Origin of the sequence: Mesorhizobium sp. M0491 (genome assembly GCF_040321265.1) — a bacterium.
In the GTDB taxonomy this organism is placed as follows: domain Bacteria; phylum Pseudomonadota; class Alphaproteobacteria; order Rhizobiales; family Rhizobiaceae; genus Mesorhizobium.
Genome location: NZ_JAMYRE010000006.1, coordinates 224,470 through 247,910, shown reverse-complemented (window position 1 = coordinate 247,910; position 23,441 = coordinate 224,470). Strand labels below are relative to the sequence as shown.

26 protein-coding genes are annotated in these 23,441 nt (G+C 61.4%); 13 read left to right on the top strand and 13 right to left on the bottom strand.

The features are described from left to right. From NKI69_RS10165 to NKI69_RS10150, 4 genes are read right to left on the bottom strand one after another with little or no spacing between them, the layout of a single operon-like run. Positions 1–1,101: a glycosyltransferase family 4 protein gene (locus tag NKI69_RS10165; protein WP_352721174.1), complete on the bottom strand. Its 1,101-nt coding sequence runs from the start codon at positions 1,099–1,101 to the stop codon at positions 1–3. Continuing rightward, complete coding sequence (locus NKI69_RS10160; RefSeq protein ID WP_352610923.1) at positions 1,086–2,378, bottom strand: TIGR04295 family B12-binding domain-containing radical SAM protein; 1,293 nt, start codon at positions 2,376–2,378, stop codon at positions 1,086–1,088. The genes NKI69_RS10165 and NKI69_RS10160 overlap by 16 nt, the downstream gene beginning before the upstream one ends. Beyond that, positions 2,375–3,448, bottom strand: a complete 1,074-nt coding sequence (locus tag NKI69_RS10155) for an NAD-dependent epimerase/dehydratase family protein (RefSeq protein WP_352721171.1) — start codon at positions 3,446–3,448, stop codon at positions 2,375–2,377. Before NKI69_RS10155 ends, NKI69_RS10160 begins: the two co-directional genes overlap by 4 nt. Beyond that, positions 3,445–4,551, bottom strand: coding sequence for an NAD-dependent epimerase/dehydratase family protein (locus NKI69_RS10150; RefSeq protein WP_352610921.1), 1,107 nt, complete (start codon positions 4,549–4,551; stop codon positions 3,445–3,447). Before NKI69_RS10150 ends, NKI69_RS10155 begins: the two co-directional genes overlap by 4 nt. Positions 4,552–4,763: 212 nt before the next feature. Between NKI69_RS10150 and NKI69_RS10145 the strand changes: the two genes are divergently transcribed. Then, a complete protein-coding gene (locus NKI69_RS10145) occupies positions 4,764–5,036 on the top strand; it encodes a hypothetical protein (RefSeq protein WP_127255003.1) in 273 nt (90 codons plus the stop codon). Between the two features lie 52 nt (positions 5,037–5,088). On the opposite strand, the gene NKI69_RS10140 is transcribed toward NKI69_RS10145, so the two are convergent. Next, entirely contained in the window at positions 5,089–5,682 is a 594-nt protein-coding gene (locus NKI69_RS10140) for a response regulator (protein ID WP_164892923.1), read from the bottom strand. 334 nt (positions 5,683–6,016) lie between these two features. Between NKI69_RS10140 and NKI69_RS10135 the strand changes: the two genes are divergently transcribed. After that, positions 6,017–9,127, top strand: a complete 3,111-nt coding sequence (locus NKI69_RS10135) for a CheR family methyltransferase (RefSeq protein WP_352721169.1) — start codon at positions 6,017–6,019, stop codon at positions 9,125–9,127. After that, positions 9,124–9,504, top strand: coding sequence for a response regulator (locus NKI69_RS10130; protein ID WP_023809467.1), 381 nt, complete (start codon positions 9,124–9,126; stop codon positions 9,502–9,504). The genes NKI69_RS10135 and NKI69_RS10130 overlap by 4 nt, the downstream gene beginning before the upstream one ends. Positions 9,505–9,931: 427 nt before the next feature. On the opposite strand, the gene NKI69_RS10125 is transcribed toward NKI69_RS10130, so the two are convergent. Further along, complete coding sequence (locus NKI69_RS10125; protein WP_023809466.1) at positions 9,932–11,110, bottom strand: zinc-dependent alcohol dehydrogenase; 1,179 nt, start codon at positions 11,108–11,110, stop codon at positions 9,932–9,934. A 76-nt stretch (positions 11,111–11,186) separates the two neighbouring features. After that, positions 11,187–11,972 (bottom strand): SDR family NAD(P)-dependent oxidoreductase, encoded by a 786-nt coding sequence (locus tag NKI69_RS10120; RefSeq protein WP_127292248.1) that lies wholly within the window; start codon positions 11,970–11,972, stop codon positions 11,187–11,189. A gap of 330 nt (positions 11,973–12,302) precedes the next feature. Here NKI69_RS10120 and NKI69_RS10115 point away from each other — a divergent pair, with 330 nt between their 5' ends. The 8 genes from NKI69_RS10115 (at position 12,303) to NKI69_RS10080 (ending at position 15,846) form a co-directional block, all read left to right on the top strand. Then, entirely contained in the window at positions 12,303–12,569 is a 267-nt protein-coding gene (locus NKI69_RS10115; RefSeq protein ID WP_023809464.1) for a hypothetical protein, read from the top strand. Next, positions 12,566–12,784 (top strand): hypothetical protein, encoded by a 219-nt coding sequence (locus NKI69_RS10110; RefSeq protein WP_023809463.1) that lies wholly within the window; start codon positions 12,566–12,568, stop codon positions 12,782–12,784. The genes NKI69_RS10115 and NKI69_RS10110 overlap by 4 nt, the downstream gene beginning before the upstream one ends. A gap of 4 nt (positions 12,785–12,788) precedes the next feature. Then, entirely contained in the window at positions 12,789–13,007 is a 219-nt protein-coding gene (locus NKI69_RS10105) for a hypothetical protein (RefSeq protein ID WP_352721166.1), read from the top strand. 84 nt (positions 13,008–13,091) lie between these two features. Continuing rightward, the gene (locus NKI69_RS10100) at positions 13,092–13,322 is read left to right on the top strand and encodes a hypothetical protein (RefSeq protein ID WP_352721164.1); all 231 of its coding nucleotides are present in this window, start codon (positions 13,092–13,094) and stop codon (positions 13,320–13,322) included. A 157-nt stretch (positions 13,323–13,479) separates the two neighbouring features. Continuing rightward, positions 13,480–13,935 carry a hypothetical protein gene (locus tag NKI69_RS10095; protein WP_023809460.1) on the top strand — a complete coding sequence of 152 codons (456 nt, stop codon included), beginning with the start codon at positions 13,480–13,482 and terminating at the stop codon, positions 13,933–13,935. Further along, on the top strand, positions 13,932–15,152 hold the full coding sequence (locus NKI69_RS10090; protein WP_023809459.1) for an NRAMP family divalent metal transporter: 1,221 nt from the start codon (positions 13,932–13,934) through the stop codon (positions 15,150–15,152). Before NKI69_RS10095 ends, NKI69_RS10090 begins: the two co-directional genes overlap by 4 nt. Next, entirely contained in the window at positions 15,152–15,511 is a 360-nt protein-coding gene (locus NKI69_RS10085) for a hypothetical protein (protein WP_352721193.1), read from the top strand. The genes NKI69_RS10090 and NKI69_RS10085 overlap by 1 nt, the downstream gene beginning before the upstream one ends. A gap of 2 nt (positions 15,512–15,513) precedes the next feature. Continuing rightward, positions 15,514–15,846, top strand: a complete 333-nt coding sequence (locus NKI69_RS10080; RefSeq protein WP_023809458.1) for a hypothetical protein — start codon at positions 15,514–15,516, stop codon at positions 15,844–15,846. A 31-nt stretch (positions 15,847–15,877) separates the two neighbouring features. Here NKI69_RS10080 and NKI69_RS10075 read toward each other — a convergent pair whose 3' ends face one another. Together NKI69_RS10075 and NKI69_RS10070 are read right to left on the bottom strand one after the other, a co-directional pair. Further along, on the bottom strand, positions 15,878–16,204 hold the full coding sequence (locus NKI69_RS10075) for a hypothetical protein (protein WP_023809457.1): 327 nt from the start codon (positions 16,202–16,204) through the stop codon (positions 15,878–15,880). Between the two features lie 353 nt (positions 16,205–16,557). Next, positions 16,558–16,989, bottom strand: a complete 432-nt coding sequence (locus NKI69_RS10070; RefSeq protein ID WP_023809456.1) for a GNAT family N-acetyltransferase — start codon at positions 16,987–16,989, stop codon at positions 16,558–16,560. A gap of 231 nt (positions 16,990–17,220) precedes the next feature. Between NKI69_RS10070 and NKI69_RS10065 the strand changes: the two genes are divergently transcribed. Continuing rightward, positions 17,221–17,418, top strand: a complete 198-nt coding sequence (locus NKI69_RS10065) for a hypothetical protein (RefSeq protein ID WP_013530427.1) — start codon at positions 17,221–17,223, stop codon at positions 17,416–17,418. A 125-nt stretch (positions 17,419–17,543) separates the two neighbouring features. On the opposite strand, the gene NKI69_RS10060 is transcribed toward NKI69_RS10065, so the two are convergent. Beyond that, complete coding sequence (locus NKI69_RS10060; RefSeq protein WP_013530428.1) at positions 17,544–18,062, bottom strand: YciE/YciF ferroxidase family protein; 519 nt, start codon at positions 18,060–18,062, stop codon at positions 17,544–17,546. Positions 18,063–18,497: 435 nt separating this feature from the next. Between NKI69_RS10060 and NKI69_RS10055 the strand changes: the two genes are divergently transcribed. Beyond that, on the top strand, positions 18,498–20,060 hold the full coding sequence (locus tag NKI69_RS10055) for a GMC family oxidoreductase (RefSeq protein WP_023809454.1): 1,563 nt from the start codon (positions 18,498–18,500) through the stop codon (positions 20,058–20,060). Positions 20,061–20,127: 67 nt separating this feature from the next. Here NKI69_RS10055 and NKI69_RS10050 read toward each other — a convergent pair whose 3' ends face one another. The 3 genes from NKI69_RS10050 to NKI69_RS10040 are packed head-to-tail and all read right to left on the bottom strand — an operon-like array spanning position 20,128 to position 23,431. Beyond that, complete coding sequence (locus NKI69_RS10050; protein ID WP_352721160.1) at positions 20,128–21,657, bottom strand: aldehyde dehydrogenase family protein; 1,530 nt, start codon at positions 21,655–21,657, stop codon at positions 20,128–20,130. Beyond that, positions 21,654–22,460: a creatininase family protein gene (locus NKI69_RS10045; protein ID WP_352441973.1), complete on the bottom strand. Its 807-nt coding sequence runs from the start codon at positions 22,458–22,460 to the stop codon at positions 21,654–21,656. Before NKI69_RS10045 ends, NKI69_RS10050 begins: the two co-directional genes overlap by 4 nt. Next, the gene (locus NKI69_RS10040; RefSeq protein WP_352721158.1) at positions 22,457–23,431 is read right to left on the bottom strand and encodes an ABC transporter permease; all 975 of its coding nucleotides are present in this window, start codon (positions 23,429–23,431) and stop codon (positions 22,457–22,459) included. The genes NKI69_RS10045 and NKI69_RS10040 overlap by 4 nt, the downstream gene beginning before the upstream one ends. Positions 23,432–23,441: the final 10 nt, after the last annotated feature.

Below are 23,441 nucleotides of genomic sequence, written 5' to 3'. Positions count from 1 at the left end.
TCAGCGCCCCGCCATGGCCAGGGCCGCCTTGTCGTAGACGCCTCGCATGGCAGCCGCTTGCCTGACCAGTGTAAACCGGCGGCTCCGTCGCATGGCTGCCTGGCCGAGCTCCCGCCTGAATTCGGCGTCGCTGGAGAGACGATTGAGGCAGGCAGTGAGGTCGTGCGGATTGCGCGCATCAAAGAACATCGCGGCCCCGTCCCATAGTTCGCGATAGGTTGCGATGTCGGAAAGCACCAGTGGCGTTGCCGACATGGCAGCTTCCAGCGCGGCCAGACCGAATGGCTCATAGATCGATGGCGACACGAAAATACCGGCGCGCGCCATCAAGGAGCGCACCTCGTGAGACGGCAGTGCTCCCAGAGGAACGGCATAGCTGAAGCCGGCACGCCCGCCGTTGGGACCGTGCATCGAACCGGCGGCAAAGATGGGCCATTGCGTCAGTGACGCGGCCTGGTCGATCACCGCCGCATTTTTGCCCTCGTCCCACCAACGGGCGGCGGCGAAGACGAGCGGTTGACGCTTTTCGGCTCTCGGGACGGGGCGGGCGCTATTCGCCACGACGTGCAGGCGCGCGATCGGGCCGTAGCAGGTCTCAAGCATGTCGGCGTGGCTGCGGCTCGGCGCAATGACTGCGTTGGCCCGATCCAAGCCGCGCCTGTTGCGCTCCTTCTGCCAGGCCCATGCGCCATCCACTGCCTGTTTCCTGACGGCGTGGAACCATGTCGTCACGCAGGAATGGGAGACCACCACGGCTGGGCATGGCGCATCGAATCCCGATGCCTGCGTCGGCGCGTTGAAATGGACAAGGTCGATGGCGTGGTCGCGCATGGGCGCAAGCAATTCCCGCGGCAGCGCGTCGAGGTCGCCGCCGTCGCGGGTCATCCAATCCGGCGGCGTACTCAACCAGATCAGCGTCGTGAAAGCCTCCGCCTCCTCGGCTTGCTGCCTCGACGGTTGTGGACCGAGGCCGGCAAGCACCACGCTGTCGCCGCCGTTCACAAGTTCCCGTGCCAGATCGAGGGCATAGCGCCATACGCCGCCCACGGCATCGACGGTCATCAGGATGCGCCGCGAGCGCGGCGTCAGTGTCCGCAACATGTCGCCTCCAGTTCCGCCAGCGGCCGCGGCCGCCTCTCCTGGATGTCACTGAATTTCTGGAAAGATGCGAGGTAGTGGTCATGGGCGCGTTCCCAGGCAAGGTCGTCGGGTTCGCCCCAAAGCTCGCGGTAGCTGGGCGAACTTGGATACGGGTAAAGCGGCACAGGTTCGTTGGCCCATACGCCGTGGTCGATCAGGTGGGTTCGCCAGTGCTCGACCAGGGCGGGATCATCCTCGACCACGCCGATCAGATTGGCCTGGACGAATGGAACGTGACGTCTGGCATCGACGAGCAGCGCGGCGAGTTCCTCGGTCCCCAGCCGGCAGCGCTTGGCCAGCATCGCCCGGCCTTCGACGGTCAGGCTTTCGAGACCGGCCTCGATGGAGACGCAGCCCGCGGCGCCCAGCAATTCCAGCAGCTCGGGCTTCCACAGATCGATGCGGGTCTGTACGCCGAATTTCACGTCGCGATCGACCAAGGCTTCCAGCAACGCTTTTTGCGGCAGGAAGATCTCGTCGATGAAGTAGATGTAGCCGACACCTTGGGCAATCAGCCGATCGATCTCCGCTACCACCGCTTCGTGGTTTCGACGGCGATAGGCATCACGGAAATCGATCTTGGCGCAGAAGCTGCAATTGTAGGGACAGCCGCGCGATGCCTCGACTTCCGCGCCGAACCCGACCTGACTGTCGTCAAACCTGTGATGGTGATGCGCATGGGCTGCGATCCAGTCCGCTGGCCATTCGAGTGGCGGATGATCGACAAACGAGCTGGCGTGGACGCCGCCGTTCGAAACAACCCTGGCATCCCGCAGATAAGCGGTTGAGGGCACGGCGCTCCAATCGTCGCGCCGGGCAAGTTGCTCGACGACTTCTTCGCATTCGCCGCGCACGACGATGTCGACGCCGAGCTTGCGCAAGGTCGGCGCCGGCGTTGCAGAGCCGTGCGGCCCGACCGCGACCGTGCGTCCACCGCGCCCGGCCAGACGGTTGAGGAAATCGGCCGGCACACGCAATTCCGGCGGTGCGCAGCGCCAGAACAGATAGGTCGGGGCGGTACTGACGACGGTCATAGCCGGGGCGAAATCAGCCACCCGCTCGCAGAGACCGGAATTATCGAGCTTCTGCAACTGGCCATCCAGCATCAGCACCTGATGTCCGGCGGCTTCGAGCAGGGCCTTCGAATAGCCGAGTTCCAGCGGCAGATGCGGTTGGCGGCAGCCGAAATAAATGCTGTCGTCATACGTCCAGGACGGGTTTACCAGGGCGATTTTCATGCAACGTACCTCACGGCTTCAGGGCGAGGCTCGAGCCGATGGCGGCGCAGCCAGTCGGCAAGGTCGCGGATGCCTTCGCGCCATGAAACATGGGCCATCCAGCCAAGCGCGGTTTTGATCTTGCGGGTGTCGGCGACGAAGAAGGGCTGGTCGCCGGTGCGTTCCCCATCATGGCGAATCGAGAGCTCATGGCCGGTCAGGCTACGGATCTCGCTCAACAGCCTGCGCAGGCTGACCGCATTTTCCGGGCCGCCGCCAAGATTGAATGCCTGGCCTTTGGTGGTCTCGATGCGATCGAGCACGGCCCTGTAGGCGGCGACGGCATCGGAGACATGCAGGATATCGCGCACTTGCCTGCCGTCGCCGTAAATGGTGATTGGGCGTCCCGTCAGCGCGCTGAGCAGGAAGTGTGCGACCCAGCCCTGGTCCTCGGTTCCGAACTGGCGCGGTCCATAGATGCAGCTCATCCGCAGAACCGCCGTCGGCATGCCGTAAGATTTGGCATAGTCGAGCACATACTGATCCGCCGCGCCTTTGGAGCAACCGTAGGGCGTGCAGAAGTCCAGGCCCCGAGCCTCATCGATGCCGTTCGCCTGGATGACGCTGTCGCAAGGCACATAGCAATCGCCGTCCTCGCGGACCGCGACGTCGGGCAGGCTGCCATAGACCTTGTTGGTGCTGGCGAAGATCACAGGGATGCGCTCACCGCTCAGTCGCGCCGCCTCCAGAACGTTGAACGTTCCGCGAAGGTTGATGTCGAAATCCTCGCCCGGCTGGACCAAGCTTGTGGTGACGGCGGTTTGCGCGGCCAGATGGAAAATTGCCCTGGAAACCATCAAGACAGGCGCCAGTGCGTTGGCGTCTCGCACGTCGATCGTCTCCACCGTGAGGCGACCACCGTGTTTTTGCGCCAGCCATTCAAGGTTCTGCTGGACGCCCGGACGGCTGAGATTGTCGATCACCAGTACCGGCTCGCCATCCGACAACAGGCTGTCGGCGAGGTTCGTTCCTATGAAGCCGCTGCCGCCGATGATGGCGATCGGCGCGTCGCGTCGATTGCGTGTGTTCATGAGACCAACCCACGTTCTTCTAGCTCGCGCTTCATGTCGGCGCCGCGGTCGACGGCGGACGTGTTACGCACCCAGGAAACGAACTCGCCGAGCGAATTCTCCAGTTGCCGCACCGGCTCGAAACCGAGCAGCTCACGGGCCTTGGAGATATCGGCGAAGCAGTTCCGGATATCGCCGGAGCGGGCTTTGCCGAGCAGTTCCGGCGAGCGGTTCGGTGTCCCCATGGCTTCGGCCAGCAATCGCGCGACTTCGCTGATCGCATAGGCGCGGCCGCTGCCGATGTTGATGACATGACCCCTTGCCTGGCGTTGCTGCAGCGCAAGGCGAAAGGCGCGGGCGACGTCATGCACATGGACGAAATCGCGCTTCTGTTCTCCATCCTCGAAGATCATTGGCCGTTGGCCGTTGGCGAGACGCGAAGCGAAGTTGGCAAGCACGCCGGTATAGGGATTGGATAACGCCTGGCCGGCGCCGAAGACATTGAACAGGCGCAGCGCGACCGCATCGACGCCATAGGCTTCGCCGAAGATCAGCACGGCGCGTTCCTGTGCGTATTTTGTCAGCGCATAGATGGAGGCGAGATCGACCGGCTTTTCTTCGTCCGTCGGCAGCGGCGAGAGGGCGTCTCCCTCTGGCGACAGCGGGTTCCATTGCCCGCTCCTGATGTCGCTCGCCTTGCGCCGAGCATTGTCGACACGCCGGCCGTCTGGCGTTGCATAGAGCCCTTCGCCATAGACGCTCATCGACGAGGCGACGACGATCCGTTCGACCGGGTGCTTGATCAGCGCCTCGAGCAGCGTTGCGGTGCCGAGATCGTTGGCGCCGACATAGCGCGCGATCTCGTACATCGATTGTCCGACGCCGACTTCCGCCGCCAGATGAATGACCGCGTCGACACCTTCCAGCGCACTGGCGACCGCCTCTCGGTCCCGGACGTCGCCCTTGATCAGCTCGGTTCCAGCGGGAAGCGCGACGGCTTCGCCCGCATGCACCTGCTCCAGCAGCGCATCGAGGATGCGAACCGAATAATCCTGCTCGACGAGTTCCTGTGCGACATGCCGGCCGATGAAGCCGCAGCCTCCTGTAACCAATATGCGTTTCACGACGACTCCTCAGACAAGTAACCTCGGCGCCCCGAACTTTTCGGCAAAAGGTTTGTTCCCTTGCTTCAACAAAGTTCCTTTGGCCGGTCCCATTGGGAGCCGGCGCAGCGCGATCACCGCGCGGTGCTGGAACATTGGCGCCCCTGTGCTGTTAGGACGCCCGACAGCCCGCGTGTCCCATGTGGCAACGCCGATGATCAAAGGAGATTTCAATGTCTCAGTCGCAAACGACCACCAACCACGACGAAATTCGCAAATGGGCCGAGGAGCGGGATGGCCGGCCGGCAGTGGTGCGCACCAAAGGCGAGGGCGGCATCCTGCGGATCGACTTCGGCGAGCCCGAGGAAGCATTCGAGCCCGTCGAATGGGACGAGTTCTTCCGGATATTCGACGAGAATGATCTGGCCTTTCTGTATCAGGCCAAGACCGGTGAGGGGAAAGCCAGCCGTTTCAACAAGTTCGTCGAGCGCAATCAGAAGGGCTGATGACGCCGGTCAAATGGCCTATCTGTACGGCCAAGTTTTCTTGGAAGGCAAACTAATGCATCAGTTTTGCGCCGCGGGTTTTCGCCATCTCTTGCATGATGCCGTTGAGCCAGTTTTCAGTGGATTGACCAAGCTGTCTGCGGTCGACATCCCGGATCGCTTGCTCGAGCGTCCTCTCGACGAGCCGATCCGATGCCTCGACGTCTGCCAGCAAAAGGCGCGCCGCAAGTCGCAGTTTGGGCAAAAGCGCGAAGACGTCGTCGGAGGGGTCCGACATGGGGGTCTCCCGCCCAGATGCCTGCGGGGGAAAGAGCGCGTTGAACACCGCCTGGCTGCCCGAGGATTTCCGCAAATTGCTGGCGTAGCGGAGATGATCGGGAATGGCGATGTCGTCATCGCCACTGAAGAACACGAAGGGGACACCCCGGCGCATCAACTCATCGGCGATTGGAAACACGCGTCGGCCATTGAGATTGACGTCGAGGATTGCAGCTTCAGCCGTCCCGGTGTGTTTGGATGCCTGTTCGACGGTTGCAGCGGGACCGAGGATGATGGCGCCCATATTGCTGAAAAACCGCGCAAGATCCCCCGCCATCGTCCATTCGTCTTCGACTATCAGAATATGCAGCCCCCGCAGGTCGCGCACGTCGTCATCCTTTCTTGGAACGGAGGTTAGAATGCAGCGGATTTGCCTTCCGAATTCTGTCGTCCAAGGCCGCCTGCAACCGTCTCGTAAGCGCCAGCATGCGATCCGGGACGGCCCCAGCATGGGAACTTCCAAGCGATCCAGGCTCCCCCGATACCACCGGCGTCGGGAGTTTTATGTCAGCAGATCGTTTTGCCATTGAACCACCATTGATATCGGGTTCAACGTCATCCCTGACGTCTTGTTCCATCCGTCTTGCGCGCTATATGGTTGTGTCCTGTCCGATCCGGCCTTGAGGGGATTTCAGGTCGGGTCGGCGAAAGGGGGACATGCCGTGACTGCCCGATCGACTAGATTTCCCATCGTCGGCATCGGCGCGTCGGCGGGCGGCATTCCCGCGATGGAAGGTCTGTTCAAGGGCGTGACCGGTCAGCCTGGTATGGCTTTCGTCATCATCACGCATCTCAGCCCCAAGCGCGAAAGCCTGTTGCACGAGGTCATCAGCCGCTACACCGAGATGCCTGTCATCGTGATCGGGGACGGCATGGTGGTTCAACCCGACCACGTCTATGTGATGCCGCAAAACGTGACATTGGCCATTGAATCGGGGGTGCTGCACCTGCGACGGCCGAATGGGCTTACCCAGGAGCGCAAGCCCATCGATATCTTCTTCGCTGCATTGGGCGAAGACCAGGGCGAATATGCCGTTGGCGTCATCCTGTCGGGCGGTGATTCCGATGGAACCCTGGGTGCCAAGGCCATCAAGGAGCGGGGCGGGTTTACCGTCGCGCAAGCGCCGGACGGCTACGGGCCGCGCAATCCCGACATGCCGCAGAGCGCTATTGCCAGCGGACTCGTCGATGTCGCTGTGCCCGCCGAGGAGATCGGGGCGAAGCTGGAGGCTTTCGCCCGCGGCTTCGACCCGTTGGAGGGGCTGACGGAAGAAGATGGCGACCATACGGCCGACATCGATAAGGTGCGAGAACAGATATACGCCATTCTGCGCAGCCACTCCGGCCACGACTTCTCGGGCTACAAGACCAAGACATTCCTGCGCCGCGTGAAGCGGCGCATGCAGATCGCCCAGGTCCATTCCATCAGCGCTTATATAGACTGGCTGAAGAAGGATGCTCGCGAGGTGATGAGCCTTTTTCGCGATCTGCTGATCAATGTCACCAACTTCTTTCGCGACCCCGATGCCTTCGAGTTGCTCGAGCGAAAGATCATACCGCAGCTGTTCGAAGGCAAGACCGCCAGCGACACCGTCAGGGTCTGGGTTCCCGGGTGCGCCACGGGCGAGGAGGTGTTCTCCATCGGCATCCTGCTGCGCGAACACATGGAGAAGCTTACGGTCGTTCCGCGCGTCCAGATATTCGCCACCGACATCGACGAGCCGGCGCTGGCGGTGGCGCGGGCGGCACGCTATCCGGAAGCCTTGCTGCAAGGTCTTTCTCCCGAACGCAAACAGCGGTTTTTCAACGGCGATGGCGAAAGCTATGTCATCAGCAATGCGATACGCGAACTGTGCATCTTCTCGCCGCACAGCGTCATTCGCGATCCACCCTTCTCGCGCATGGACTTGGTCTCCTGCCGCAATCTGCTGATCTATTTCGGCCCGATCATCCAAAACCGCGTCATCCCTGTCTTCCATTATGCGCTGAAGCCCGGCGGTTACCTTTTCCTTGGCACCTCCGAAAGCGTCGGGCAGCACGACGATCTGTTCGCCACCGTCGACAAGAAACATCGCATCTTCCATGCGCGGGAGCATGCCTCACCGCACATCAGACTGCCGGCCTTGATCGGGGAAAGTCATTCCAGCGTCTTCCCATCCGAAAGCGCCGGCTCGAAGAAGGGACTTGTCGGCTATCCCTTGCGGCAGGCAGTGGAGGCGCAGGTGCTGGAACGGTTCGCGCCGCCGCATGTCCTGGTCAACGCCGAGGGCGATGTCGTCTATTATTCGGCCAGGACCGGCAGATATCTCGAAGCGCCACAAGGGATTCCCAGCCGGCAGTTGCTGACGATGGCAAGGCGTGGGCTGCGGCTGGATCTCCGCGCCGCACTGCGCGAAGCGACGACCACGCGCCGCACAGTGGTGCGGGAAAACCTCACCGTGGAGGAAGACGACGAACGGGTCCAGCCGATCAGGCTGACGATCGAGCCGCTCGCGGAACGCGGCAACGGCGAGCCGCTTTACCTTGTCCTTTTCGAGCCGTCGGGCCCGACGCAGGCCCGCTCAGAGGAAGACGGCGGCAGCCGTGACAGTGACAGCACCGCCGATCTCGAGCGGGAACTGCGCGATACCAGAGAGCGCCTGCAATCGATGATCGAGGAATACGAGACCGCGCTGGAGGAGGTGAAATCGTCGAACGAGGAACTCGTCTCCGTCAATGAGGAGGCGCAATCCACCAATGAGGAACTCGAAGCCTCGAAGGAGGAGATGCAGTCGCTCAACGAGGAACTCAACACGATCAATGCCGAGTTGACGGCCAAGATAGAAGAGCTCAATCACGCTAACGGCGATCTGCGCAACCTGTTCGAAAGCACTGACATCGCGACCATTTTCCTCGACCGCAGCCTTGTGGTCCGCACCTTCACGCCGGCGGCGTCATCCTTCTTCAGCCTGCGCCCCTCCGATGTTGGCCGGCCGCTGACGGATTTGTCGAGCCAACTCGACTACCCAGAGTTGAAGCAGCACATCGACAAGGTGTTCGAGACAGGCGAGATCCTGAATCACCATCTGGCGCGCGATGCCAGGGGCTTGTTCCACATGGTCCGCATCAATCCCTATCGGGACAAGGGCAACAGGATCCAGGGCGTGGTGGTGACACTTGTCGACGTTACCACGCTGGCACAGGCAGAAGAGCATCAGCAGGTGCTCATCTCGGAACTCAACCACCGGGTCAAGAACATGCTTGCGGTGATCGCCAGCATTGCAAGCCGCACGCGGGAAAGTTCTGATACGAAGGAGGAGTTCGCGGATGCGCTGATCGGCCGCCTGCATGCCATGTCGCGGGCCTACGGCCTGCTGACCCGGGAGAGATGGAAGGAAGCCTCGGTCAGGGAATTGCTCCAGCAGGAGCTCGAACCCTTCGGCATCGAGCGGGTTGAACTCGATGGCGCAGACGTGAAATTAGGCCCGCAACAGGGGCTTTCCCTCAGCATGGCCATTCATGAACTGGCCACCAACGCGGCCAAGTATGGCGCTTTGTCAAAAACCGACGGCAAGGTCAGTGTGCAATGGTCGATCGAGGATGACAGTTTCACATTTGGCTGGCGAGAGAAGGACGGTCCTCTTGTCAAGGCGCCCTTGGACAACGGCTTTGGCCTGACCTTGTTGCAAGGAGAAATCGGTTACAGGCTCGGCGGCCATGTCGAGACCGCGTTCCACAAGGACGGCCTCAGCGTCCAGATCGCGTTTCCGGCAAATCACAAGGAGGCGCCGTGAGCGACGACAGGCCGCGCGTTCTGGTGGTCGAGGACGAATGGCTGATCGCCGAAGACGTCGCGTCTCGCCTGCGTGCGGCGGGTTATCCGGTGATCGGCCCGGTCTCGTCGGTCGCCGCGGCTCGTCAGCTTATCGATGCAGGCAAAGCCGACGTGGCGCTGCTGGACATTCAATTGAACGGTGAAACAAGTCTGCCCGTGGCCGAAACATTGCTGGCTCGCGGCATCCCCTTCGCATTCATGACCGGATTTGGGCCGCGCGACGTTCCCACACCCTTCCGAAACTGCAAATTCGTGCCGAAACCGGCAGGCGACGCTGCACTTCTCAACACCCTGGCCGACCTGGCATCGCTTCGTCCCGACAAACACTCGCTGTGATTTCAAGAGGCCGGTTTCGATCAGTCCAGGGGCTTGTCGGTCGGCCTAGGCGTGGTGCTCGCCTGACGCGGCCGCCCGGCGTTTCGATTGGCAACCGGATTGTCCAGCGGCGGGGCCGATGGCCGGGATGTGCCGGCGGTTTTCGGCGTCAGCGGCTTGGCACCGGCATCTGTGTCACTGGCGTCCCGTCTCGGGTGCGGCAGAGCATCGGCGTTTGGCGACCGGACGCTGGGTTTCGATGTGGGATTCTCATTGCTCATGGCGATAACTTCCTTCGCAGCGGGCGGGCACGACAGTCTCGTCGCCCTGAGTTTATTCTGCGGGTCAACCGCCGCCACGGTCGAAAGTTCCAGGTTCCTCGGCAGCGTCGGTGCTATCCTTGGCGGGGAATCCGCGCAAGGTGGACCCCGCGCAAGATACCGACATCTCAGCCATGCGGTCGCATCACCACCTTGATGCAGCCATCCTGCTTGTCACGGAACGTCTTGTAGAGGTCCGGTCCCGCTTCGAGGTCTGCCCGGTGCGTGATCACGAAGGAGGGATCGATGTCGCCCTTCTGTACCATGGCCAGGAGCGGTTCGAGATAGCGTTGCGTGTGCGTCTGACCCATCCGGAAGGTCAGTCCCTTGTTCATGGCGGCGCCGAACGGAATATGATCGACGAGGCCGATATAGACGCCGGGCACCGAGATGGTGCCGCCTTTGCGGCAGGAGTAAATTGCTTCGCGCAATACATGCGGCCTATCGGTGCCGAGATAGACGGCAGCCTTGACCTTGTCGAGCATGGAGTCGGCACTGGCGCCGGGATCCGACTCGGTACCGACACAGTCTATGCAGCGATCCGGACCGCGGCCATCGGTCATCGCCATCAAGGCGTCGTAGATATCGGAGTTGCTGAAGTCGAGCGTCTCGGCCTTGCCGTGCTCGCGAGCCATCGCCAGCCGCTCCGGCACCTTGTCTATGGCAATGACGCGGCCGGCGCCGAGCATCCATGCGCTCTGAATGGCGAACTGACCAACCGGACCGCAACCCCAGATGGCGACGGTTTCGCCTGGCTCGATGCCGGCGTTTTCAGCCGCCATATAGCCGGTTGGAAAGATGTCGGAGAGGAACAGCACCTGTTCGTCGTCCATTCCCTCGGGCACCTTTATCGGACCGACATCAGCGAAAGGAACGCGCAGATATTCGGCTTGCCCTCCCCAATAGCCGCCGACCAGATGCGAATAGCCGAACAGGCCAGCCGGGGATTGTCCCATCACTTCGGCAGCCTGTTTGGCATTGGGATTGGACCTGTCGCAAAGCGAGAACAGCCCCTTCTGGCAAAACCAGCATTCGCCGCATGAGATGTTGAAAGGCACCACGATGCGGTCGCCCTTTCTGAATTTCGAATGGCCGCTGCCGACTTCCACGACCTCGCCCATCGTCTCGTGTCCGAGCACATCGCCCGACTCCATCGTCGGCATATATCCGTTCATCAGATGCAGGTCCGAGCCGCATATGGCGCAACAGGTGACTTTGATGATGACGTCACGATCATCCTCGATGGCGGGATCAGCCACCTGGTCGCATCGAATGTCGCCTTTGCCGTGCCACGTGAGCGCTTTCATGATGGTGCTCCTGCCTTGGAAGAAGGTCGGCAGAAGAGTCTGCCCGACATTTTGGTTCTGGCGTGAAGGCTGAAGGTCAGCCTTTGGAGGCAGAACCCGGCTCGGCCATCTTGCGGTGCTGTTCGGCCAGCGTGCCTGCCGGCGTCACATGTGCCGCGGCGACCTGCAGCTTGTTCTTCCAGCCGCTGATGACTTGTTCCTCACCGTCCATCATCGCCTCGTAGCCGGCCTCGGCCACATCGGCGGGATTGTCCTTCTCATCGGTGCCGACCTTGGTATCCATCATTTCGGCGCGTTCGAAGAACCGCGTCTGCGTTGCCCCGGGCATCAGCACGGTGACTGTGACTCCTGTGGCCTGCAACTCATGACGCAGTGCGATCGAGAAGGAATCGATGAAAGCCTTGGTGCCGTTGTAGACCGCCTGGAAAGTGCCCGGCATGAAACCAGCGATCGATCCTGTGAAGAGAATGCGGCCTCGGCCGCGGCGTGCCATCCTGGCTCCGAGTTGATGCGCGAGATAGACTGTCCCGGTGATGTTGGTGTCGATGATGCGGCGTACTTTTTTCCAATCCTGATCGACGAAACCACGGCCGAGCCCACGTCCGGCATTCAGGAACAACAGGTCGACATCGCGATCGCCGATCCCGGCGATCAAACGATCGACACCCTCCTCGGTCGCCAGATCGGCCTCGATGGCTTCGACAGTCACACCATGCGAACCGAGCGCCTCAGCTGCCTGCTGGATCGCGGGCTCGTCGGCGGCTAGGATCAGGTGGTAGCCGTCCTTGGCGCACAGTTTGGCGAGTTCCTTCCCAATGCCGCTCGAGGCGCCCGTCACCACGGCCAATTTTTCATTCGTCATCTCGTCCTCCGAGCTTCGCTTCGGCCGAACCACTGTCGGGACGGATTGTTCCGTACGGAGAGGTTGAATGCGTGGCCGTATGCAGGCCGTGACAAGGATTTGTTCTTGAGTTCAATGAACACGCGGCGTGGAGAGGTGGAACAACTCAGGTCCGGGCGAGTTCGATATCATGCAGCATCGTTGCTCCCCTTGTTTGATGCTGCACGATCGGGTCCCCTCAGCCTGATCCGCTCGCGCTTTCTATCGGAAAGCGCGAGCATCTAATCACCTCGACAATCATGTTTTGGAACAACAAACCCGTTCGGCAGTTCGGGGCGCAGGAGGAATAAAATGCAATACGCCGAAGAAATCGCGCTCAGGCGCGTGAAAATGCTGGTCGAACAATATGTTGTCGCCAGGAGCAGGAGATATGATTTCGTCTCGACGGAACTTGCCTGCAAGGCCATTCGCCAAGTCGTACGAAGTCCGATCGAAGACGCCGAACTGGACCATTTGCTGGCTAGAAGCGCGGTCAAACAGGGGCTTTCGGTGCGGTTCGACCGAATAGGTCATTGGCAGGCGGCTTCGCCCGAACTCAGCCAGGAGAAATCGGCATGAGAGCAGTGCTATTGATGTCAGCGGCATTACTCGCCTTGGCGGGGTGCAACGACAATGCCGATCCGGCCAAGTCCAAGACGGACACTACGAACAGCCAGCCGGTGGACAAGAATCCCACGACGGACACCAACCCGACGCCGCAGACCAGCACCGGCGGCGACCAGCAAGGTACGCAGCCAACGCAGCCCGCATCTCCAAAGCCAAGTGGCGACTAGGCCTATGGAGCGACGCAACGCAATAATCTCGCTGGTGATAGCGGCGGTCATCATTGTCGGTTTCATCGTCGGCTTTTTCTACGTTGACATGGGCTGGCAGACCTCCCCGCTGAAACGTGCGCCGGAGCAGAACCAGGGCGGCTATGCCCCGGCGGACACCGCCCCGGCTGCGGGCGTCCAGAAAAATCCCAGGGAAAACACGGAAATGCCGGGGCAACAGTGATCGACGGCCGGCAGCAACAGGAGAGGGCGACCTCGCGGTGACCCTGCCGAACTGAGTTCAATACAGCACCGATCTGGAGTGTGGATGATGGGCATCCTTTCCGACCTCGACAAGAAGCTGACGGACAATATGTACGATCATGGCAGCGAATTCACCGATGCGGTTTCGGATCTGCCGGAAGCAGTCGTGGAAGCGGTCGAACGGCTGATGTTTTTCATCCAGCCCGACGCGCGCGATACAGTCAGAACTCAGGTTCTCGGCCTCATTCACGAATACAGAATCCAAGACGCGCCGAACGGGGATCGCCCCGCCTGACCTTCAGCTTACGCTGGTGCGGCAATTGAAACCGATCGGGACCTGGCTCGCCGCCTCGTGCTCCGGATCGGCGGGCGCGGTCGTTGACGGACCCGACGAGTGCTCTAGATCAGATTTACGCCGGCCACGGTTTTGTTGGGTCGGGGGAGACTATTCGGTGGCGCACCAAACGCCTGATTTGATCGTTAGACGCCGCTATCTCAGGCACGACTGCCTGTGCTTGCTGTTGCTGATGTTGTCGGCATGCTCATCTTCCGATCAGATCGAGCAGCAATCACGAACAGCGGCCTCCGCATCGCAGACCGTGTTGATGGCGCTGGACGCCTGGGCGGCAGGGGCGGCGCCGACCGCATACACGGTGGGTACGCTGCAATCGATCGGCGAGACGCTTGCCGACGCCGGGGCGCAAATCCGGTCCGCGCAAACCAGTGAACCCGCCGAGCAAGCTTCACTGACAAAGGCAGTCTACGATTTGTCGGTCGCGGTGGCGCGTGCAGAGGCCGGATTGCAGGCGGGCGACCGGCCGGAAGTCCAAGACGCGCAACAGGATCTACGGCTGGCGTCGCGTTCGCTCGCTACCGCCTACGCCAAGTATTTCGCGCCGAAGCCATGAAGAAGCTCATGGAAATATCCCTCGGCGTCGTCACCAGCGTCGGCGGCTTCCTCGAAGTTGGGTCCATGGCGACGGCGGCGCAGGCAGGCGCGATGTTTGGCTTCCAGTTGATCTGGGCGGTGGTGCTAGGCACCATCTGCATCATCTTCCTTGTCGAAATGTCCGGCCGGTTCGCGGCCGTGAGCCATCACACGATCTCCGACGGCATCCGCGAGAGATTCGGCTTCAACGTCTTTCTATGGCCGTTGCTGGCCGCCCTGCTGGTCAATTTCCTGGTGCTGTCCGCCGAGATCGGCGGCGTCGCCATTGCGCTCGAATTTGCCACCGGCATAGGCTTCCAGTGGTGGGCACTGCCGGTGGCTTTGCTGGCGTGGCTGCTGCTTTGGAAAGGCACCTTCGGCTTCATCGAGAAGGGCGTATCTATTCTCGGTCTGGTGACGCTGTGTTTCGTCGTCGGAGCGGTGATGCTGAGACCCGATTGGACGGCAGTCGCAAGGGGCGCCGTGCCTTCGCTGCCGGTCCACGATGCCGCCAATTACTGGTTCATGGCGGTGAGCATTCTCGGCGCCTCGATATCGCCCTACCTCTTCATGTTCTATTCCTCGGGGGCCATCGAGGACAGGTGGGACAAAAGCTATCTCGGAGCCAATCGGGCCATAGCGGGGTTGGGCATGACTTTCGGGGGGACCATCTCGATCGGCGTGTTGATCGTGGCCGCTCTCGTGCTCGCCACGCATGGCGTCACCCAGGTGGACGACTATCACCAATTGCCGTTGATGCTGATATCCATATTCGGCTTCTGGGGCTTCGTGCTGTTTGTTGCCTCCCTCGCCATTGCCTGCTTCGGCGCCGCACTAGAGGTCGGGTTGCAACAGGCCTATCTTGTGGCCCAGGGTTTCGGCTGGAATTGGGGCGAGGATCGCAAGCCGCGCGACGATCCGGGTTTCAGCGCCACCTACACGATATCATTGCTTTTGGCGGCTATTCCCATCGCGCTTGGTCTCGATCCGCTGAGGCTCACCATCTTCTCCATGGCGCTGACGGCAGCCAGCCTGCCGCTGACGGTCGTTCCTTTCCTGTTTCTGCTGAACGACAAACGTTATGTCGGCGAGCATCGCAATGGCTTTTTGTCGAATGCCGCCGTCATCTTCATCATCGCGCTTGGCTTCGTACTGGCGGTGGTGACCATCCCGCTGCAGATATTCGGGGGCACATGATGAAGTTGCTGCGTGATCTCCTCGACAAGCAGGTGGTCGACCGCGAGCAGATCAAGATCGGCAAGGTCGACGGGCTGGTGGCGGAGTTGCGGCCTGGCAAGCCGCCTCGGATCATTGCCATCGAGCTCGGCTCCATCACCCTGGCACGTCGCCTCGGCGCAGGGCCTGGGCGCTGGATGGCGCGGCTCGCGGTCAAGCTGGGTGGCAAGCAGCATGGCGAACCCCATCGGATCGCCTGGCACAAGGTCAAAGATATCGGCATCGATATCGAGTTCGACATCGATGTGCGAGAAACGTCGATCTTCGCCTGGCAGGACTGGTTGCGCGACCATGTCATCGAGCGCATTCCGGGAGCTTGATGATGACCACGGTCAATCTCGAGCATCTGGCTGGGCGACGCGTACTCTCGCAGCGCGGCAAGAATGTCGGCTATATCGAGGAGATCCACGCCGAACGGGATGGTGACGATTTCGTCGTCACCGAATTCCATGTCGGGGTCTACGCCGCTTTCGAGCGTCTTTCGGCCTCGGCCATAGGCGTGGCGGTGCTGGATCTTTTCCGATTGCGCCGCCGCGACGGTCTATATCGCATCCCTTGGGACAAGCTCGACATTTCCGATCCCGCGCGACCGCGGCTGCTGTGCCCAATGACCGAACTCTCAGGCATGAAGGGCGCACCAGACCTCCATGAATAGGCCGTGGGGTGCTGCATCGTCGGGATCGTTCTCAGCGCAGCATGCTTGCCGCCAGGAAAACCACGGCTGCTATCAAAACGACAGCTGCAATCACCAAAACCGGCCAGTTGGCGCCAGGCCGCAGTTCCGGCTCGCCTTCGACCGGGCGCATGGCATTGGCAAAGCTGGCATCGTTTTCGAATTCTGGACGATTGCGCGGCGGACTTGTCCCAGCGACCGGATTTTGTGTGTCCGCGGCCTCTGCGTCTGTCTCAAGCGGGGCAATGGCGGGATCGAACCCCGGCGTCTTGTCCTGCGTCGCTCCTGCCTGAACTTCGCCTCTGGCCGCGGCAGGGGTCGGACTTGAAACCTTGGCCATGATTTCTCCCTTTCAACCACGCCCTGGCAGACTTGCACTTGTGAGCGCGGCGAGAGCAAAGCTTGCGTGCGCCGGAGCGGCCTACCACGGTCGATTTGCTCGCCATGCGGTCCCTCGTAGCGCACGCCAAACTTCTGCCGCCGCCGATTTGTTCCAAGCAGCAACACCCACGGCCTGAGTCGGTTCACACGAGGCTGTGTCGCTCAAGAATTTGGCTGTGGAGCATGGCGTCGCAAATTGGCGTTAGATCAGCCTTGGCAGATCCTATGAACAGTCACTGCTCGCTGCGGGAAAATGAACCGACCCGTCGCTGCCTCGCGATTGAGGCCATGACGGCAGGTTCGCGATCAATTTCACAGCAGATCTTTCCGAAGGAAGATGCGGGCATGTCCAGGGATCCCGAATTCGACTTTGCCAAATTCCTCGAAACCATGGCGCATGTAGAATACCGGTGCCTGGAAACTGCTCGTCTCCACGACGGCCTTCTTACAGCCACGCCGGATGGCTTCTTCCTCGACAGTCCTGAGAAGTTGTGAGCCAAAGGATTGGCCACGCAACTGCTCAGGCAGGAAGAACATGTCGAGAAACAGGAGCCCGAGCTCCGTTCTGCCCCAAAGCCCGCCCCAGACTCTTCCTGAGTGGTCGCAAAGCTCCGCTCCGATGACAGCTCGGTCGTCGATCCCGGTCTGTGCGATGTTGTATTGATAGAGCGCTGCGGCGGCCCGCGCTCTATCATCCTCGCTATACGTCAAAGCGGTTGTAAATCTCTCGGATCGGAATGACATGCATTTTCCTCCTGGGTGGGCACAGGCATGAGACCCGCCGGCAACGTCGGTCACGGCCAAGATGAACTCGTTGCCAACGCCAAGAAATAAATCCGACAGCCACCTCAGGCGCCTTCGAACGCCGCGGGCTTTGTGGTCTTCACAAAATGTTACGTGAGGGAACGTTCGCGCCTGACTCTTCTTAGGCAATCGAGGCGGTTGTCGCCTCGTGGATTTTGAAGGAGAAGAAGAATGCCCAATCAAGGTGGTAGTCACGAACAGCATGTGAAGGCAGGCCAGCAGAGCCACAAGAACGCCGACAATAAAAACCGTCAGCAACAGCAGGCCGCTGGTGGTGGTCAACGGCAGCAGGGCGATGGATCCGGCATGCGTGGTGGAACCCACGAACAGCACGTGAAAGCTGGCGAACAAAGCCACAAGAACCGCTGATCGCGGTTGATTTCAGCAGACCCACCCCGAAGTATCGGGGTGGGTCTGATTGCATCTGAAGGGGTACCGACGAAGAGGCCGGGTCGCGAAGTCGCCCCGGCGGCTTTGGCGCCGGGCACAACCAGTCAGGCAGCTTGCTCCAGGGCGCGCTCATTGACACCGCCTTCGCCCAGCCCGGAAAGCGCTTCGTCCGTCGCGACCTCCTCTTTCAATGTCTCGTTGAGGAGCTTGACCACGTCGCTCTTGCCAAGCTGTTCAGCCCACGCGACCAACGTGCCATAGCGCGCGATTTCATAATGCTCGACGGCCTGTGCCGCGCCGACCAGCCCTGCATCCAGCGCCGGGTCACCCTTGTATTCGTCGAGAATTTCCGACCCTTCCTCAAGAATGCCGTCGATCGCCGGACAGGTCTTGCCGCGGGCCGGTTTGTCCATAAGTTCGAACACTTGCTCGAGCCGATCGACCTGGCCTTCGGTTTCCATGCGATGTTTCTCAAAGGCCGCGGCCACCTCCTCGGATTCGGCGCCCTTTGCCATCTTCGGCAAGGCTTTGAGTATCTTCTTTTCAGCGTAGTAAATGTCCTTCAGCCCATCGAGGAACAAAGCCTCCAGTCCCTTTGTCGTCGCTCTTTTTGCAGTCGCCATGATTTGTCTCCCTGGATTGTCGTGAAAGCTCACCGGCGGTGTAGCCATGGACTAACTTTCCATGGAAGCAGTTGTTCCCTGGGCGCGACTCGGAAGGGCAGCACGCCAAACACCGCTTTTGTCGAAAACCGATCGCTGTCAAAAGGCGATGGATGATGACGGTGTGAGAACCGCCGGCAGGGGACGGAGAGCACCGGGGTTCTTCGCGCGATATGGAGCAGATGGTGAAAAGAAACCCTTCCGATGGGTTCATATACGAAATCATATTTACATATAAAACAAATCATGATGATCTTGCAGTCGTGCAACGCTAAGGTGGTTGGTTCCGGCGTATATCGCTGAGCCTGAATGCCAGCAGATGATCGTGCACAAATGAAATCAACATGATGTCGCGGTCGAGCCAGCCGTGCATTGGTCGGATCCGGGGAGTACGGCATGCCGTTTGATGTCATCGTTGTCGGAGCCGGCGCAGCCGGGGCTGTTCTTGCCGCCCGGCTCACCGAAGATGCGGCCACGACCGTGCTTTTGCTGGAAGCGGGGCCGGACTACCGGAGCGGCGAGCAACCTGCCGAGATGGCGAGCCCAAATCCCTTCAACCTGCTGCTTCCCGATCATTTTCAGCAACAATACATGTATCCCGACCTGATGGCTCGCCGCACCAAGCGGCAGGAGCATCGGGTCTACTGGCGCGGCAAGGGGCTTGGCGGTTCGACGGCCGTCAATGGGCAGATTGCCATTCGCGGCGTGCTCAATGCATTCGACCGCTGGGAGCAAATCGGATGCAAGGGCTGGTCGGGAGCGGATGTGCTGCCCTTCTTCTGCCGCCTGGAGGACGACCCGATCGCGGCCAATTTTCACGGCAGCGGCGGCCCGATTCCGATCTACCGCGCGCCTGTCGAAAGCTGGGGAAGCGTCGACAAGGCCATGCGCCAAAGCGCGATGGCTCTCGGCCATCCCTGGCATGACGATCTCAATGCTCCGGATGCCGAAGGGGCTTGCACCTATCCCATCAACAGTCGAGCCGGCAAGCGCGTGTCGGTCAATGACGGCTATCTGGAAGCTGCCCGCGACCGGCCGAACCTCACCATCATCGGGCAGGCGACGGTGGACAAGGTGCTTTTCGATGGCAAGAAAGCGATCGGCGTTTTGGCCATCGTGGCCGGTCAGGTTCGCAAATTCGAGACGCCGCTGGTTATCGTCTCGGCCGGCGCCATCCACTCTCCGGCCATCCTGCAACGCTCGGGCATCGGTCCGGCGGCTCTCTTGAAACGAAAGGACATCGAGGTGCTTGCCGACCTGCCGGTCGGCGAAGGTTTCTTCGACCATCCTTATTGCCGCATCGAACTGAAGCTGAAGCCGGAATTCAAGGCGACCGATGTCGACGCGCGGCATACCAACTGCTGTGTGCGGATGAGTTCCGGCGTGCCGGGTGCCGAGCGCGACGACATTCTCTACGTCGCCATGAACCATGGCGGTATCGGCGTGGAGTCCGACAGCGCCCAGTTCGGCGAGGCCATGGTCAATCTGATCCTGATGGAGGCCAAGAGCCGCGGCACCGTGCAACTGCGTTCCGCCAACCCTTTCGACCAGCCGATCGTGGAAGAGAACATGCTGGACGATCCAATGGATCTCCAGCGCATGCGTATCGCCTATCGCCACCTCGGCGAGATTGCCCGGCAGGCGCCGATCCAGGCGATCGCCGAGCGCGTCCTGCTGGGGGATTCCGATCTGCCTTTGTCATGGCTCGAAACGGCAAGCGACGAGGAGGTCGACAATTTCCTGCTGGCGCAGTCTTCCGATGCGCAGCATGGGATCGGAGGCTGTTGCATGGGGGGGCCCGGCGAGGCCGTGGTCGATCCGGAATGCCGGGTCTACGGTTTGGAAGGATTGCGGGTTATCGATGCGTCGATCATGCCGCTCGATTGCCAGGCAAACACCAATCTCACCTCGATCATGATTGGCGAGAAAATGGCCGACAGCCTGCGCCGGTCCACCTGACAGCTCTCTGCCGAACTGCATATGGTCGCGAGGGCAGGCCCGCGCAAAAAGGCGCGGGCCTTGAATGTCAGCGGGTGACATCCACGGTGATCGTCTTCAGGTCGCACATTTCCATCAGCGTGTGCCGACCGCCAGTGCGGCCGAGGCCGCTCTGCGTCCCGGCGGCGCCGCCGGCAGGGATGTGCGGCTCCCAATAGCAGCTCATCTCGTTGATGTTGACGATGCCGACCTTCAGGCTTTCAGCAAAGGCAAAGGCATTCTTGATGGTGCTGGTGAAGACCGCGGCCGACAGGCCGTAGGGACTGGACGCCGCAAGTTCCATCGCCTCTTTGTCGGTCTCGAAACTCAGCACGGGTGCGATCGGCCCGAAGGATTCCTCGACATTGAGCAGGCTTTCCCGGGTTAGTCCTGTGACGATCGACGGCTCGAAATAGAGATTGGTTGCAAAACCCGATGCCACATTGCCGCCGGTGACGATATCGGCGCCACGCGCGCGAGCGTCCGCGATGTGGCTGAGCACCTTGTCGACGGCCACCGCATTGTTGATCGGACCCATCGTGGTCGCGGGATCGAAAGGGTCGCCCATTTTTACCTTCGAAGCCGCCTTCACGAGACCTTCGATGAAACGGTCATGGATGGATTTGTGCACCAGCACGCGTTCGGTGGCCGTGCAGATCTGCCCGGCATTGGCAAAGCAACCGGCTCCCACCTGGGCGGCGGCCATGTCGATATCGGCGTCGGCCAGGACGATGGTCGGACCGTTGCCGCCCATTTCGAGCAGAAGCGGCTTGCCCGCGCCACGCCGGGCGATCGTCGCGCCAGTGGCGGAACTGCCGGTGAAGCCGATGGCATGGGTGCCCGGGTGAACGACCGCCTCGTCGCCCACCTCCGCACCGTCACCCAGAACGAGATTGATGACGCCATCCGGCAGGCCCGCCTCGATGAAGCATTCGACAAGCGCCGTGGCAATCAGCGACGTCGTCGGCGCGGGCACCCAGACGACGGTGTTGCCCGTTGCGACGGCCGGTCCGAGATAATAGAGGCAGGGCAGGGCGAGCGGGAAATTCCAGGGTGTGATGATGGCAAAGACGCCCTTCGGCTGCAGGAAGCTGAAGGCGCGCTTGTTGGCATCGGCAAGCGGAAAAGCCGCCGTCTCCAGCCACTTCATCTGTTCTGCCGCATTGCGGAAGCCGAGAGCCGCCGCCGACGCTTCGGCCTTTGCTTCGCTGTGGAACGGCTTACCCTGTTCCAGGCAGAGCAGGCGCGCAAGCTCCTCGGCGCGCCTGTCGATCGCGTCGGCAATGCGCATGCACAGTTGAGCGCGCGCGAAGGTTCCCATCTTGCGCATGGTCTCGCGTGCGCCTTCGGCGGCTTTCACCGCGCGACCGACATCGGCGCGGGTGGAAAGGGAGAGATAGCCGAGATGCTCGCCCGTCGAAGGACTGTCGATTTTCAGGAATTTGCCCGAGCTGCCGGCAATCCACTCGCCGCCGATGCGGTTGATGCCGATGCGGGCGGCTGCTTCCGGCTCCGAGACGATCGCCATGCCGCGCAGGTTGGGGCCTTCGAGAGAAGATTTGAAATGGACTGTCATCATGCGTTCCTTTGGCCGAATTCGGATTGGATGTTCAAAATGGCGGCACGGCTGCGCTCCACGGCTGCGATGAAAAGTCTGCTGCCGGCCTCTGCGCTCGCCTCCGATGGCGTGCCGATGACGCCGTTGTCGCGGATGGCTTCGAAACGGCGCCAGACGGTGACGGCCGGCGCGGCGTAAAGGTGAGGATCCGGCCAGGATGGCGAAGTGCCGCCTGGCGGGATGAGATCGCGGCGAACGCTGTCGCCAAGCACATGCATCATCAACGAGGTTTCAAGCGCGCAAGCGTGACCGGTGCCCGTGGCGGCATCGGGCAGGGCCTCCGCCGCCACGTCGGCGATGAGATCGAAATACGAGAAACCCGCGGTGACGATGCCACGCTGGCCAAGGGTGGTGATCGCCACCTGGATCGCGGCGCGGTTTCCGCCATGGCCGTTCAGCATGACCGGCAGGAAGCCGTCTTCGGCAAGGCAGGTGCAGAGATCGACGAGCACGGCGATGAAGGTCCGCGGACTGAGGCTCATCGTGCCGGAGAAGGAGCGATGATGCTCGGACGAGCCATAGGCGAAAGGTTCGGCGACCCGCATGGAAGCCTGTCCTTCCGCCGCGGCGAGAGCGACTGCTTCCGCAAGCCAGCAATCGACGCCGAGAGGCAGATGCGGGCCATGTTGCTCGACAGCGCCGAGCGGCAGAATGACGACGGGTTTATGCACGCCGGCTGTCGCGTGTCTTTCCGTATCCGGCGAGGTCATCAGCGCAAAGCTGGACCTGAGCGGGATCGGCAAGGCCGGAACTGGCTCGCTCATCGTGCTGCCTCGATGAGCCGCGCCTTGGCGTAGGTCATGCCGGAATCGGCCAGGAGAGCGACCATGATGATTGCACCCTTGTAGAGTTCGAGGCTGGAAGGATCCGTGCCGAACACCCGAAGCGCAGTTGTCAGCAGACTGACGATCAGGGCGCCGACGACCGCCCCCCACACCGTTCCCCGTCCGCCGAAGATGCTGGTGCCTCCAAGCACGGCAGCGGCGATCGCGTCCAGAAGCAGCGAGGTACCGCCGATATTGGGCGTCACGACAGGCACCCGGCTGATCATGATGACGGCCGTCAGGAAGACGAAGATGCTGGAGGCGCAATAGACGAGGATCGTGTGTTTCGTCACCGGGATGCCGGCAAGTTCCGCGGCTCCGGCATCCGACCCGAGCGCATAGGTACGCAGCCCGAAACGGCTGTGCCGCATCAGGATTGCTGCTACGGCAACGATCAGGAGCGTTGCGAAGATGACATTGGGAATGCCAAAGCTGCGCTCAATGCCGACCGCGCGAAGCGTCGGATCCTTCAGCATCAGGACGCCTTTGGAGGCAACGGCAAGCGTTGCGCCCTGCAGCGCGACCATTGTGGCCAGTGTCGTCACGAAGGGCGGTATCTTCAACAGTGCGATAACGGCGCCGTTCGCGAGGCCGATCACCACCATCACGGCAAAGCCGACGAGCAAGGCACGCGGCAGGCCGGCGCCGCCGTCGATCAGGCTGGCGATGAAGACGGCGCAGAAGGCGACGCCGACGCCGGCGGACAGGTCGATGCCCGCCGTCAGCAGAACGATCAGAGCCCCAAGCGCCAGGATGGCGATCGGGGTCGCCTGGGCGACGATGTTGATGAGGCTGGCGGTTGAAACGATGCGGGCGTCGATGAGCGCGAAGATCGCCAGCAGGATGACCAGCAGGATCAACGGCGAGAGGTCGAGAAAGCGCCTGCACCAGATGTTCTGTTGGCGGGTCATGAGGGTTCTC